At 28.1% G+C, this 13,828-nt stretch carries 12 protein-coding genes; 1 reads left to right on the plus strand and 11 read right to left on the minus strand.

Features of this window, described 5'->3' with window-relative positions:
* The first annotated feature begins 26 nt into the window (after nucleotides 1-26).
* Nucleotides 27-866, plus strand: coding sequence for a cobaltochelatase CobT-related protein (locus tag FYJ26_RS02230; RefSeq protein WP_154539197.1), 840 nt, complete (start codon nucleotides 27-29; stop codon nucleotides 864-866).
* A gap of 15 nt (nucleotides 867-881) precedes the next feature.
* On the opposite strand, the gene FYJ26_RS02235 is transcribed toward FYJ26_RS02230, so the two are convergent.
* The 11 genes from FYJ26_RS02235 to FYJ26_RS02285 form a co-directional block, all read right to left on the minus strand.
* Nucleotides 882-5,039, minus strand: coding sequence for a PolC-type DNA polymerase III (locus tag FYJ26_RS02235; RefSeq protein ID WP_154539199.1), 4,158 nt, complete (start codon nucleotides 5,037-5,039; stop codon nucleotides 882-884).
* Complete coding sequence (gene ispG / locus FYJ26_RS02240; protein WP_154539201.1) at nucleotides 5,029-6,087, minus strand: flavodoxin-dependent (E)-4-hydroxy-3-methylbut-2-enyl-diphosphate synthase; 1,059 nt, start codon at nucleotides 6,085-6,087, stop codon at nucleotides 5,029-5,031. Before ispG ends, FYJ26_RS02235 begins: the two co-directional genes overlap by 11 nt.
* Before the next feature lie 11 nt (nucleotides 6,088-6,098).
* Nucleotides 6,099-7,109 carry a M50 family metallopeptidase gene (locus FYJ26_RS02245; protein WP_154539203.1) on the minus strand — a complete coding sequence of 337 codons (1,011 nt, stop codon included), beginning with the start codon at nucleotides 7,107-7,109 and terminating at the stop codon, nucleotides 6,099-6,101.
* An 8-nt stretch (nucleotides 7,110-7,117) separates the two neighbouring features.
* Nucleotides 7,118-7,894, minus strand: coding sequence for a phosphatidate cytidylyltransferase (locus FYJ26_RS02250; RefSeq protein WP_154539205.1), 777 nt, complete (start codon nucleotides 7,892-7,894; stop codon nucleotides 7,118-7,120).
* Entirely contained in the window at nucleotides 7,881-8,603 is a 723-nt protein-coding gene (locus FYJ26_RS02255) for an isoprenyl transferase (RefSeq protein WP_154539207.1), read from the minus strand. Before FYJ26_RS02255 ends, FYJ26_RS02250 begins: the two co-directional genes overlap by 14 nt.
* Nucleotides 8,604-8,723: 120 nt before the next feature.
* Nucleotides 8,724-9,167, minus strand: a complete 444-nt coding sequence (locus FYJ26_RS02260; RefSeq protein WP_154539209.1) for an Hsp20 family protein — start codon at nucleotides 9,165-9,167, stop codon at nucleotides 8,724-8,726.
* A 576-nt stretch (nucleotides 9,168-9,743) separates the two neighbouring features.
* Nucleotides 9,744-10,337: a response regulator transcription factor gene (locus FYJ26_RS02265; RefSeq protein WP_154539211.1), complete on the minus strand. Its 594-nt coding sequence runs from the start codon at nucleotides 10,335-10,337 to the stop codon at nucleotides 9,744-9,746.
* The gene (locus FYJ26_RS02270; RefSeq protein WP_154539213.1) at nucleotides 10,315-11,475 is read right to left on the minus strand and encodes a histidine kinase; all 1,161 of its coding nucleotides are present in this window, start codon (nucleotides 11,473-11,475) and stop codon (nucleotides 10,315-10,317) included. The genes FYJ26_RS02265 and FYJ26_RS02270 overlap by 23 nt, the downstream gene beginning before the upstream one ends.
* Nucleotides 11,476-11,478: 3 nt before the next feature.
* The gene (locus FYJ26_RS02275; protein WP_154539215.1) at nucleotides 11,479-12,117 is read right to left on the minus strand and encodes a hypothetical protein; all 639 of its coding nucleotides are present in this window, start codon (nucleotides 12,115-12,117) and stop codon (nucleotides 11,479-11,481) included.
* A complete protein-coding gene (locus FYJ26_RS02280; RefSeq protein WP_154539217.1) occupies nucleotides 12,114-12,827 on the minus strand; it encodes a beta-carotene 15,15'-monooxygenase in 714 nt (237 codons plus the stop codon). Before FYJ26_RS02280 ends, FYJ26_RS02275 begins: the two co-directional genes overlap by 4 nt.
* Nucleotides 12,824-13,486, minus strand: a complete 663-nt coding sequence (locus FYJ26_RS02285; RefSeq protein WP_154539219.1) for an ABC transporter ATP-binding protein — start codon at nucleotides 13,484-13,486, stop codon at nucleotides 12,824-12,826. Before FYJ26_RS02285 ends, FYJ26_RS02280 begins: the two co-directional genes overlap by 4 nt.
* Nucleotides 13,487-13,828: the final 342 nt, after the last annotated feature.

The following is a 13,828-nucleotide window of genomic DNA, read 5'->3' on the forward strand; positions in this document are numbered from 1 at the left end:
AGATTAAAGATAAAGAAAGTAGAAATATGTTAGAGAAGGCAATAGCAAAAAATAAGAAAAAATACTATTCTAAAAAATCCCAATATGATTTTGAAATAAGAAAATTAAGTAAGAGCTTTAGAAAAATAAACAATAATATAAGCTATGATGATACTTATATATCAAAAATTGGTAGGCTTAATCCAAAGCTTTCTTATAGAGCAATTTTAAATAATGGAGATATCTTTGAAAGAAAAGACTATAAAAGAATAAACTCTCTTTCAGTTGATCTTATTCTTGATTCTTCAGCATCAATGATTGGCATGGAAAATGATATAGCTATATCAGCTTATATCCTCGCTAAAAGTCTAGAATTATCAAATATAAAAATAAGAATTATTTCATATCTTTCCTATGATTATTATACTATAATAAACATTCTTAAAGATTTTGATGAGTCTTTAGATAGTAATAAGGTATTTTCCTATCATGGAAGAGGATTTAATAGGGATAGTACAGCCTTTAAGGCTTACAGATCTATGGATAAGAAAGTTTCAAATAGAATAAGTATTTTTATGAGCGATTTAAACCCATCTGATTTAAAACCTATATATAAAAAGGGACTAAGAAGAAATATTTCTTATGAGAAAGATGAAGCTTTAAAACTTGTAAAGAAAGAAATAAACGAATTAAGGATTCGTGGTTATAGGACATCTCTAATATCATTTAGACAAAAAAATAATGTTAACTTTATTAAAAATGCCAAAGATATATTTTTTAATGACTTTGCTATTTTGAAATCACCATCTATGCTAAGTACAAAAGCATCTATATTAATTAAAAAGACTATTAAAAAAATCCAAAGGAAAAATGGAGATACCTTTTAGGTATTCTCCATTTTATTATAAATCAAATAAAGACATTTGATTTTCTTCTTGGATTCCGTCAACTATATCTAGATTTTTAAGTGAATTTAAGGCATTTTTATTTAGAGAGGTTCTTTTATTTAAATCCTCTATTGAAATAAACTTAGATTTATCTCTTTCTTCTACTATATCTTTGGCCATGGCCTCTGATACATCATCAATCGCAGAAAGTGGTGGTAGAATTTCTCCATCTTCATCCAAGATAAATTTACAAGCTTCAGACTTATATAGGTCTGCTTTTTTTATTTTTATATCTCTTGCAGCCATCTCCTCTGCAACCTCTAATAAGCTCCTTAGATTCTTCTCCCTTTGTGTTGGTTTTTCAAGCTCATTTATTTCATTAAGAGCATATTGAATTGACTTAAGTCCTTTTATTATTACTGAATATTGGAAGTCATTAAGTTTAGTAGTAAAATAAGTTGCATAAAAGGCCTTTGGATAATATACCTTATAGTAGGCAATCCTATAACTCATCAAACAGTATGCTACTGCATGGGCCTTAGGAAATAAATACTTTATCTTAAGGCAAGACTCAATATACCATTCTGGAACATTATTATCTCTCATATATGCTAAGATTTCATCACTTAATGGTTTACCTTTTCTAACTTTTTCCATTATTTGAAATGATTTTTTCTTATCAAGTCCTAAATTAATTAGTGAATTCATGATATCATCACGGGTTGAAATGATTTGACTAAAATCAGCTTTATTTGACTTAACCAAATCTTGAGCATTATTTAGCCATACATCTGTACCATGGGATAAACCTGATATTCTTGTCATTTCTGAGAATTTGGTTGGAAAAGTATCTTTAAGCATGCTTCTTACAAAACCTGTGCCAAATTCAGGTATACCCAATGTTCCAATTTCATTGTTTGAAAAATCATGGACTATATTTAAAGGTTTTGTTGACGAGAAGATGTTCATTACATTTTCATCATCCATCTTAATTTTTAGTGGATCTGTATTTGTTAAGTCTTGAAGACTTCTAATAATTGTTGGTACATCATGACCTAAAAGGTCAAGCTTTAATATAACTCCATGCATCATATTATATGTGAAATGAGTTGTTTTTATATCATCACTTCCATCATCAGCCGGATATTGAACAGGTGAAAAGTCATATATGTCCTTGTCATTTGGAACTATCATAAGTCCACCTGGATGTTGACCTGTTGTTCTTTTTACATCAAAAAGTCCTCTTTGATATTTTCTTATTTGTGCATTTGAAAGACTGATATTCTTATCTTCCATATATTTTTTAATATAACCAAAGGCTGTATTATCTTTTATGGTACCTATAGTCCCAGCCCTAAATACCTTACCTTCTCCAAAGAGTTCTTCAGTGTATTTGTGGATAGTTGGTTGATATTCTCCAGCGAAGTTTAAGTCTATATCAGGTTCCTTATCCCCTTCAAAACCTAGGAAAACTTCAAATGGTATATCATGGCCATCTTTTAACATATCTGCTCCACACTCTGGGCATTTTTTATCTGGAAGATCAATTCCGGCTCCAATAGAGCCATCTGTTATAAACTCAGAGTGCTTGCATTTTGGACAAATATAATGTGGTGCTAATGGATTTACTTCAGTAATATTTGCCATGGTAGCTGCAAATGATGAACCTACAGAACCCCTAGATCCTACTAAATACCCATCTTTATTAGACTTTTCCACAAGCTCTTTCGCAATTATATATAAAACTGCATATCCATTTGAAATTATCGAATCTAGTTCCTTATCAAGTCTTGTTTTCACAATTTCAGGAAGTGGATTTCCATATATAGAGTAAGCTTTCTGATAAGTAGTATCTCTCAGCTTTTTATCAGATCCTTCTATTTTTGGAGGAAAAGTTTCATGAGGAATTGGCATTATATCATCAATTAATTCTGATATTTTTATAGTATTATCAATTACAACCTCAGACCTTATTTTATCATCAAGATATGAGAACTCATCCAACATTTCATCAGTTGTTTTAAGATAGTAAAGTGGATTTTTCTCCTCATAATGAAAAAATTGACCCTTATGAAGAATATTTCTAAGTACATAATCTTTCTTATCCATATACCTTACAGAACCTGTTGCAACTACAAGCTTATTATGTTTTTCACCAAGCATAATTATCTTTTTATTAATATTTATAATCTGCTCTTTATTTCTTATTTCTCCTTTTTCTAAATCATCAGCAAAAACTCCCATAGCTTCAATTTGGAAGAAGTCGAAAAACTCACAAATTTCATCAATTATTTCTTCATCATAATTATCTCTTATAGCCTTAAATAAGAGACCATCCTTTCCTCCAGAACCAAGGATTAGACCCTCTCTATTTTCTTTTACAATATCAAAGGGTGTCTTTGCCTCCCTATAAAAGTACTTCATCCTAGATTCAGAAATTATCTTATATAAATTTTTAAGTCCAGTATAATTTTTTGCAAAAATTATAGAAGAAAAATCCTCATGTCTTGCAATTAACCAGTCTGTTTTAAATTTATTTATATTCAAAATTTTAATTTCTGGATCAAGGTCTTTCATTTTTTTAAAAAGTTTAATGAAGACTTTGGCTGTTGCTAAAGCATCATCACTTGCCCTATGATGGTTGAAGGCACTAAGTCCTAGCTTTTTAGCAAGCTTATCAAGGGAGAATCTTCCCATATCAGGAAATACTGCCCTTGCCATAGGAAGAGTGTCCATATATACAGGCTTAAATTCATAGCCTAAATTTTCACAAGATTCTCTTATAAAACCTATATCAAAATCAGCATTTTGACCAACAAGAATTGCATCTTTAGAAAATTCCAAAAATTTCGGTAGAACCTCATCAATTTTTGGCTTATCCATTACCATTTCATTTTTTATACCTGTAAGCTCTACTACCTTATCAGGAATAATTCTTTCCGGATTAACTAGCTCATCGAAAACTTCTACAACCTCTCCATTAGAAATTCTCACAGCACCTATTTCTGTAATCTTATCAGAATACCTAAATAGTCCTGTAGTTTCAAGGTCAAATACTACAAAATCAGCATCTTTTATATCAGAAATATTGGAAATATCCTTTTTGTGATTGTTTGTAAGAATTCTTAAATCTCTATCTACGAGTAATAGCTCGCTTCCTGCAAGCATTTTAATATTATTTTTCTTAAGTTTACCATACATATCTGGCAAAGCTTGGAGGGTTTCAGTATCAGTTATACCACAAGCCTCATGCCCCCAAGATTTAAGTCTTGAAGCTAACTGGTCCATATCTACAAAACCATCTAGGTTTGTCATTTTTGTATGAATTTCTAGCTCTACTCTTTTTTTAGGATAAGTATCAAGTCTTAGTTTTTTAGTATCTTCAATCATAGAATTTACAGTAAAAACATCTTCATGAGCGTAGTTGTCATAGTTTAGTACGCCTTCAACTTGAACGTAAACACTATCCTTTAGCTTATCAAGTTTTGCCTTATTTCTTGGATTTACAAACATTTTACAAGCTATTGCATCACTTTCATCTTCAAGGTCAAATGAATAGATAAAGTTGCCTCTTTTTGATTCAAAAATGTCTATGTCATACACTTCTCCCTTTAAAGAAAGATTAAGCCCTTTTTTATCATATATGTCTTCTATCTTAAATAATTCAGATTTTATATTTCTGCCATATTTTAGTATATCGAATGAATTTTTTTCTTCCTTTTTTTCTGTCCTTTGATTCCTTGCATTTTGAATCATATACTCGAGTTCTATTTTTTTTCTATCTCTTAAACTCGTTTCAGAGCTTTCGTCCTTTTTAGGTTCAACTTTTATTGAAAGTTCTTTTGAATCTTTATTTTTATTATCCTGGTTTTTTTCATCAAATCTTTCCATATCATAGATATCATCATATAAACCATTATCAATATAAGCTGGTAGGGGTTGGTTTTCATAAAATTCATCTATAGATTCACTTATGTCTTTTTTAGCTTTAGTTTCTACAAAGTTTAAAGAAAGATTAGTATAAGAAAAATAATTTTCAAGTTTTTCTTTTATATTTTCATCACTTGCACCAACAATAGTAAGCTTAAGCTTATTTAATTTTTTAGAATAAGTAGCTTTTTCTATATAATGGTCAGTCTTACTTTGTATTAAAGAATTTAGGCTAATTTTCATCTTTATTATCTTTCAATATTTCTTCTATAAGTGTATCTACTATTTCTTCTTGCTTCACTTTTTTAAGTGTTATTCCCTTTTTAAATAAAAAACCATATCCATTTGCACAAGCTATACCATAATCAGCTTCTTTTGACTCTCCAGGCCCATTTACAGGACATCCCATTATAGCCACCTTAAGATTAAGTTTAAGACTTTCTAATCTTTGTTCAGCTTCTTTTACTATAGTGTCTAAATCTACTGTGGTTCTTGAACATGTAGGACAGGATACAAGATCTACTCCATCACGCCTTAAACCTAAAGATTTAAGTATAGTTTTGGCGGCCTTTAATTCTTCTAAAGGATCACCTGTTATAGACACTCTTATAGTATCTCCTATTCCATCTTTTAATAAAGAACCTATTCCTACAGATGATTTAACTAGGGCTTGGTAAAGTGGTCCTGCTTCTGTAACTCCAAGATGAAGTGGATAGTCACAAAGTTTTGATATTTTTCTATTAACATCAATCATTGTATTTACATCGGATGATTTTATTGAAATAACAATATCGTAAAAGTCTAAATCTTCTAATGTTTTAATTTCTTCAAGTGCAGAATATACTAATGAGTCAACATTTACACCATGGTATTTTTCAATCATATCCTTATGAACAGACCCTGAATTTACACCTATTCTTATTGGTATATCTTTATCCTTACACTTTTCTACAAGGATTTTAACTTTGTCAGAGCCACCTATATTCCCAGGATTAATCCTAAGACAATCACATCCATTTTCAACTGCAGCTATAGCAAGTTTATAATCAAATTGAATATCTGCTACGAAAGGTAGGTTAGTTCTTTTTTTAATCTCACCTATCGCCTTAGCATCTTCTATAGAATTTACAGCAGATCTTGATATATCACATCCTGCTTTTTCAAACGCATTGATTTGTTCTACAATCTCATCTATATTCTTAGTTTTTTTTGTTGTCATTGATTGAATAGAAATAGGAGATCCTCCTCCTATGGCAACATCTCCTACATACACTTTTCTTGTTTTTTTCAATTTTTACTCCTTTAAAATAAGTTTATAATGTCTTTTATTGTTACTATTAAAATTAAAGATAAAAGAAGGACAAATCCAACTATTGTTACTCTTTCTTCAAGTTTTTTATTGATTTTTTTCTTTGTTATCATTTCATATAGAGATGTAAATAACTTTGAGCCATCAAGAGCTGGAATAGGTAAAAGATTAAAAAATCCTAAATTTACTGATATATAGGCAAGAAAAAATAATATATTCATTAAACCTAAATTAACTTGCCTTCCCATTTCCTTAACAACTCCAACTGGACCTGAAAGGGCATTAAAAGAAAGTTTACCTGTAAAAAGATTTTTAAGTATTGAAAAAAGCATCCCTATCATTTGAAAAACTTGTTTTATGCCAAGACCAATAGCTTCTATTAAAGATACATCTCTCGGTTTTGGTGTTATACCTAATAAAGGCATATCATTTTCAAACTTTGGATTGATTTTCTTTTCTATAATATCACCGTTTCTTTTAACCCTAACTGACACTTCCTTATCCTTAGAATTTGTCTTATAATAAGTAGTTAATATTTCTGATATATCTGAAAATTCATTTACTTTTATCCCTGCTATCCCTATAATCTCATCATTGATTTCAAGACTTTCTTTTGCTGGTGAATTTTCTGTAAATCCACCAATTGAATTTGAAGCTATACCAGTATTAAAAACTACAAAAGTAAAAATAAAAGCTGCAAATATCAGATTAATAAGAGGACCTGCAAGAATAGTTAAAAATCTTTTATAAGCTGGCGCCTTATCAAACGACCTCTCATCATCACTAGTATCATCTTCACCTTCCATAGCACAATAACCACCTATAGGTAATAAATTTATAGAATATAAGGTTTCTCCCTTTTGTTTAGAAAAAATTTTAGGTCCCATACCTATGGCAAATTCATTTACCTTTATCCCACTTTTCTTAGCAACAATAAAATGTCCAAATTCATGAATTAATATCAAAAATAAGAACATTATTATAGATATAATTATTGATTTCATCTTCTCTCCTATATAAGGGTAAATAAGAACATACAAGGGCTTATAAATAAAATAGAGTCAAATCTATCGAGTATGCCCCCATGTCCAGGAATTAAGTTACCATAATCCTTTATCCCACATTTTCTTTTTATAAATGAAGCTACCAAGTCACCTGTCTCAGAAAGGATTGCTGAAACTATGGTAAATAAAACGACCAATAAAAGACTTTGTTCGAAGCCTATTATTTTTATATAAATTAAATTCAATAAAATAGCTCCAAATACTCCACCAATAAAACCTTCTAAAGTCTTATTAGGAGATATTTTCTCAATTGCCTTAATTTTAGTTTTTCCAATACTTACTCCAAAAATAAAGGCAAAAGTATCAGAACCCCAAGCTATAACATATAGCATATATAGATATCTAACATCCCTTATACGAATTGCATTTGACATAAATATAGATATATAGGTAACTACAAAAAGAAGGGCAAAAAAATCTTGCATCTTAAACTTTTTGTTAAATATCATAAATACAAATATAGATATAAGAATGGCAATAATACCTACTATAAATATATTAGGATCTCCAAAATAGGCGTTTACCATAAAAAATGCATTAATTATTAGAGCAAATCTTTTTGGAACATTATAGTCTATATTTCTTAATGCTTGTATAAGCTCATATACTGCTATAGATGAAAAAATAGTAAAACCTACAGCAAAGTATGGTCTTCCAAAATATGTTATAAGAATTAAGCAAATTAAAATTAACCCCCCTCCAAAAAGTCTTTTAGCTAGGTTCATTCAATCCTCCAAATCTCCTATCACGTCCTAAATAAGAATCAATAGCCTCATCTAAGTCTTTGTATTTAAAATCAGGCCATAAAGTTTTTGTAAAATAAAATTCTGTATAGGCAAGCTGATATATTAAGAAATTTGAAATTCTTAAGTCTCCACCTGTTCTTATTAAAAGATCAGGATCTGGCATGTTTTTAGTATAAAGATAAGATGAAATAGTATTTTCATCTATATTATTAAAATCTAAACCATCCTTAGCCATATCTTTAAAAGCCTTAACTAGTTCACTTCTTCCACCATAGTTTATTGCCATATTTAAAACAAGACTTTTGTTATTTTCTGTGAGTTTACACACATCAAGACAGGACTTTATAGTTTTATCTGGCAATTTAGATATATCTCCAATAATATTTAATTTTACATCATTTTCCATTAGCAAATTTGTTTTATCTTTTATAAATTTTGCTAATAATTTCATTAAATAATTAACTTCAATTTTAGGTCTTTTCCAATTTTCTGTAGAAAAGGCATATAAGGTGAGGTATTTTATACCCCTTTTTTTTGCATAAAGTGCTATATCTACAACATTTTCTGAGCCTTCTTTATGTCCTAAAGATCTTGAAAGTGATCGTTTTTCAGCCCACCTTCCATTTCCATCAAGAATTATGGCCAAATGTTCAAGTTTTTTCTTATCTTTCATCAAGTCCTCTTCCATTTTTTTATTTCTTACTTTAAATTATACCATAAATGTATTCTAAAAAATGGCATAAAAAAATGCAGGTACTATCCTGCACTTTTATGAGTATGTTTGAAATTATCTAAAATATTAAATAAATTATTTTATTTCAATAGTTTTTTTAGATTTGTCTTTATTTAATTTAGGAAGTTTAATTTCTAGAAGTCCATCACTAAGATTTGCTTCAATATTTTCAGAATCTATATTTTCAAAATGCATTGTTCTTGTCATCTTAGATGATCTTCTTTCCCTATGGATATATTTTTCCTCATTATTAGAATCATCTTTTTCTTCTGTTTTCTCTGCACTAAGTGTTAACCTATCATCATCAATTTCAATGTTTATATCATCTTTTGTAAATCCTGGCATTTCAGCTATAACTTTATATGATTCATCATCCTCTTTTATATCTACCTTAAAAGTAGTATTATTTACCAAAGATGATCTTCTATCATTTCCATTAAAGAATGAATCAATCATATTATAAAAGTCATTAAAATTATTGTCCAAAAAACCATAGTCATATTTCTTTAAATTTGCCATATTATCCTCCATCAAATTATTTTTCCATATTGTTTAGCAGTCATACATCTCAACTGCTAATATTAATATACTATGAAGGTCAGAGAAAGTCAAATTTAAATTTAAAAAAAACGCAATTATTGGAAATTACGTTTTTACAAAAGATAAAAGCATATCTAATATGACTGTGATAAACATTTATTCCTAGAAAAATTGATACTATATTATAAAAATCTTTCCATAATTCCATAAGCTATTACCATATTAACTAATATCGTTTATTAAAATTAGAGTCTTATATAAATTCTAAAAAAATCTTACCCACTTGCTCATTTATAACAATTAACGGTGATATATAGTGAACTAACAGCTTAAAAATCCATCTCATAGCTGATTATTATATAGTCTAATTTAGGATATCAATTAAGATACGATTTTCCAGCAGTTTTTTCGATATGATTTATTATTTAAATACTTATCTCCTTCTTTTTCCATTAATAGAATGAAGATTTTGTTTAAGATAGACTTGAAAATTTTATTATCAACTGATTACCTAATTATGTATTAATATCTTCTTAATTAATTGTAAAATGATTTTTACATAACTGGATTAATGTATCCAATTTCCATTGCTTTATTATAAGCTTCAACTATATTCTTGGCTCTCAACTTATCATAGATATTAGCTATATGATTATAAAGAGTTCTCTCGCTTATGAATAACTTCTTTGCAATCTCCTTTTTACTTTCTCCTTTTATTAACTCTTTTAATACTTCTATCTCTCGTTTTGTTAGAGGATCAGCTATATATTTGTCTATTATCTTATAGTTTCCTTTATATACATTTTTGATTCTTTCTAATAGTTCGTGGGTTTCTACAGACTTATTTATAAAATCTTTTACTCCTAACTTAAAGGCCATATCCTTGTAATTATCTAAATCATAAGATGTTAAAACTATTATCTTTTGTTTGGGGTTATCAGCTAGCAAATCTTTAATTAAATCAAGACCAGTCTTATCATCTTTTAGATTTATGTCAATTAAGAAAATATCATAAGTTTCTTTTTTTATCATTTTTAGAAACTCTTGAGCTTTTGATACATAAGCACATGAAATTTCATCTTGCTCTTCTAAAAGCATCTTAAGGGACTCCCCAAATATTTTATGGTCATCTAACAAAATAATTTTCATCTCTTTCCACCTCCAAGGAAACTTTAGTTGTAAGTATATCCTTATTTAATCCATAAGAAATATTTCCTGAATTTGAATCTATTAATAGATTAAGAAGCAAAACTCCTCTTTTTGATTCCCTAATTTTATTAAAATCAACAAGACTTGCGCCATCACTTTCCATCTCTATATAAACAAGATTTCCTTTTTTATAGAGCTCATAAGATAAATATTTCGCATCGGAATGCTTATATACATTATTTATAAGTTCCTTTGATATTATTGAAATCAACCTAATTAATTTTTTATCTTCTGTTAAATCACTATAGATAAGTTTAGTAATTTTAATATTTTTATTTGGATATAAAGAAGATACATTATCAAATATTGCAGATAATGATGTTTCCAGATTAGCTTTTTCAAATAAAGAAGACTGATAGAATTTCATTATATTTCTTGCTTTCTTTTCAAGACTAGTCAAAATCTTTTTTGAATATTCTATATCAGGATTTTTGGAAGAAAGGTAATTTTTACTTGCAAATATATCTTGGATAATATCATCATGGATAATCATTGCAAATTCATCTCTTTCACTCGCCATATAGTCTGACAGGTAATAAAGTTTGAAAGTTTTCTCAAAAGCTAATTCTTTTTCCTTTAAAAATAAGATAAAGAAAAATTCTGTAATAAGGAAAATTATTTGGATAAATATATTTATCATTACCGTATCTATATCAAATAAATAAATCACCACAAAAATAAAAAATACAAGTCCAATAGTAAATATTTGGGTGGATTTTCTAGATATAGGCAAGATATTTATATATTTTACATTATCTAAAATTATGTATCTTTTAATAAATAGGCTTGTTGAGATAAGACTTATAAGAAAAAAGGCAAGCTTATAAGGTAAATCATTTATTAGAATCAAACCCAAAGGCAAAAGTGACGAAAAAATTACCAAAACAGAAAATCTTTGAGGTATTTTTTTATTTGAAATTTCTGTGTATATAAGTCCATATAAAGTAAAAACTAAAATAAGTGAAACTGCATTCAAAATCGGGCCTTCTTTTACTAACATCTTGTTTTTAAAAAGAAGACCCCAAAATAAAATTATCATTAAATGGCTGATCACAATTTTTTCTAATTTCTTATACATATCTCAATAGTAGCTAACTACAATCCTTTCTTTATTGATATTTATACCCAAAAATACTATTATTGATCCTAAAATCAAAAGCTTAGTCATCAAGTAGCAAAGCAAGGAATTTGTAAAATTATATACTAGGACAGAAGATATCATGACTACTAAGGATAGTCCTATCAAGCGAATTTGGAGAGAATTTACTTTATTCATGTTTATAGTACCAAGTATTATCAAGACGATTATTAGACTGTAAAGAAAACTTGATACAATCAAATTTAAAATAATAATTAAGCTAATCTCAAGTTTTAGTAAATTTAATATTAAGCTTGGAAGAACTATAATTAATGTTCCTAAATAGATACTAAACAAATATTTGGCTAGAATTTTTTTCATAGAAAATCCATTTGCAAGTAAAAATTCAAGCTTTTTGCTAATTTTATCTGCTACCAAGGTATTTTTAGCGAGTTCTATTCCAAAAATCAGGAAAAGTATTACAATCCCATCAATTTTAATTATATCTATAATATTGTTTATTTCTTGGCTTCCTTCATCAGTAAAAAACAGAGCCATAAAGGAGCAGATAAGTGCCATAATCGACATTAATACGGCATTTTTATCTAAAAGCTTTCCTAGATCATCAATAACTAATTTCATGACCATGACCCTTCTTTATTAATTACAGATTCATTGTTTATCTTGCTTAAATCTTTCATGGACGAGATTGCAAAAATTAATCCCAATCCTAGATTTATCCCTAATATTATATAGATAAGGTTTAGATTATATTTTTCTATTAAAGAGAGAATCTTCTCTGAAAATGTGCCTATCATGTAAATTAAAATTGTTGTTCCAAAGAAAACTATATTTTTGAAAAACTTAAAGTTTTTTTGGGATAAACTTATAATATTAAAAAATAGTATTTCAAAATATGTCATTCCTATCATTGTCACAAATATACCCACAATCCACTTAAATTCGATTTGAAAGTCTACTAGGACATAAGTTAGAAAAAACAACATAAAGGGAACAATGGAAGATAGTCTCCACATTTCTACCCCATAGGCTTTAATCACATCTTTTATATCTACTCCTGATGCTAGAATAAATTCTATACGTTTATTTAATTTATCCTTGACTGTTAAATTGACAACCATAGAATTAGACATAATTAGTGAAATTCCAAGCATTAGTACATATAGCATTAATATAATATAATCATTTCCTCTTGAATCAAAGATCCCCTTATATAGTAAAAAAATAAAGCCAAGGGAAATCAAAGTAAATAATAATAAATTTAAAATAAAATCCCTGTCTTTACTTAAATAGTAGCGACAAGCCCTATTAATATTCATCTTATTTTTCATTTTCTACCTTCCTCTATAAATAAATCTTCTAAGCTTTCTCCCTTTATTTCGTCTATATTCTTCGAAAAAAGTAGCTCTCCTGATTTTATCATGGAAACCTTATCTGCTACTTTTTCAATTTCTGACAGGTCATGACTAGTAATTACTATGGTCTTACCTTCATCCTTTAGTAATTTTATGAGCTTTCTTATCTCAACTCTTGATATTGGATCTACTCCGCTAGTAACCTCATCTAAAAATATTATCTCTCTATTCATCATTACAATAATTAGTAAAGACAATTTCCTCTTCATACCTTTAGAATATGTAGAAACATTTCTACCCAGATCATTTGTAATTTCTAACAAGTCAGAATATTTTTGATAATTATCTAGACCATATCCAAAATATAATCCATATATCTTAATATTTTCAAGTCCTGTCTTATCCTCATACAAATAGTCATTTTCAAGAAGCATTGTATGATTTCCCTTAACTTTAACTTCTCCATCATCTTTGTCATATAGTCCAGTTAGTATTCTTAAAAGAGAAGTTTTCCCAGAACCATTAGGACCTACTATTGCATGGACTGTATTTGCCTCAATTTCTATAGAAAAATCATTAAATAACTTTTTACTTTTGAAATTTTTGCTCATATTTTTAACTTCAATTATATTCATATAAATAGTCTCCTAAACTTATAATTTAATTTATTATTAAACTACCCACAATTTTTAACATTAGGAACTCAGTCTTTCATCTGATAAAAAATTATACTTATTATTTATATTTGTAATGACTTTATTTAATTTTTTAAAATCTCTCATAGTTTTTAATAAGAGCTTATAATAATTTTTTAATATCTTTATATCTGAGACTACATAAATAAGATTTTAAATCTAATTTTTGTAAAATAAAAGTCTTCTATTTATCAGAAGAAAGCTACAAATTCAACAATTCCATCAAATTCAATGAGAGTTGGTACTAAAAATAAACATACAGAACGAACATAGCTTAGAACC

The sequence above is a fragment of the Anaerococcus porci genome (assembly GCF_009696575.1).
Taxonomy (GTDB): Bacteria; Bacillota; Clostridia; order Tissierellales; family Peptoniphilaceae; genus Anaerococcus; species Anaerococcus porci.

Bases quoted from the DNA above. Each gene is read 5' to 3' on its own strand.
- FYJ26_RS02250 (WP_154539205.1), bottom strand. From the start codon at position 7,894: ATGAACCTAGCTAAAAGACTTTTTGGAGGGGGGTTAATTTTAATTTGC.
- FYJ26_RS02280 (WP_154539217.1), bottom strand. From the start codon at position 12,827: ATGAAAAATAAGATGAATATTAATAGGGCTTGTCGCTACTATTTAAGT.
- FYJ26_RS02270 (WP_154539213.1), bottom strand. From the start codon at position 11,475: ATGTATAAGAAATTAGAAAAAATTGTGATCAGCCATTTAATGATAATT.
- FYJ26_RS02230 (WP_154539197.1), top strand. From the start codon at position 27: ATGTTAGAGAAGGCAATAGCAAAAAATAAGAAAAAATACTATTCTAAA.
- FYJ26_RS02265 (WP_154539211.1), bottom strand. From the start codon at position 10,337: ATGAAAATTATTTTGTTAGATGACCATAAAATATTTGGGGAGTCCCTT.
- FYJ26_RS02285 (WP_154539219.1), bottom strand. From the start codon at position 13,486: ATGAATATAATTGAAGTTAAAAATATGAGCAAAAATTTCAAAAGTAAA.
- FYJ26_RS02245 (WP_154539203.1), bottom strand. From the start codon at position 7,109: ATGAAATCAATAATTATATCTATAATAATGTTCTTATTTTTGATATTA.
- FYJ26_RS02255 (WP_154539207.1), bottom strand. From the start codon at position 8,603: ATGGAAGAGGACTTGATGAAAGATAAGAAAAAACTTGAACATTTGGCC.
- FYJ26_RS02275 (WP_154539215.1), bottom strand. From the start codon at position 12,117: ATGAAATTAGTTATTGATGATCTAGGAAAGCTTTTAGATAAAAATGCC.
- FYJ26_RS02260 (WP_154539209.1), bottom strand. From the start codon at position 9,167: ATGGCAAATTTAAAGAAATATGACTATGGTTTTTTGGACAATAATTTT.
- FYJ26_RS02235 (WP_154539199.1), bottom strand. From the start codon at position 5,039: ATGAAAATTAGCCTAAATTCTTTAATACAAAGTAAGACTGACCATTAT.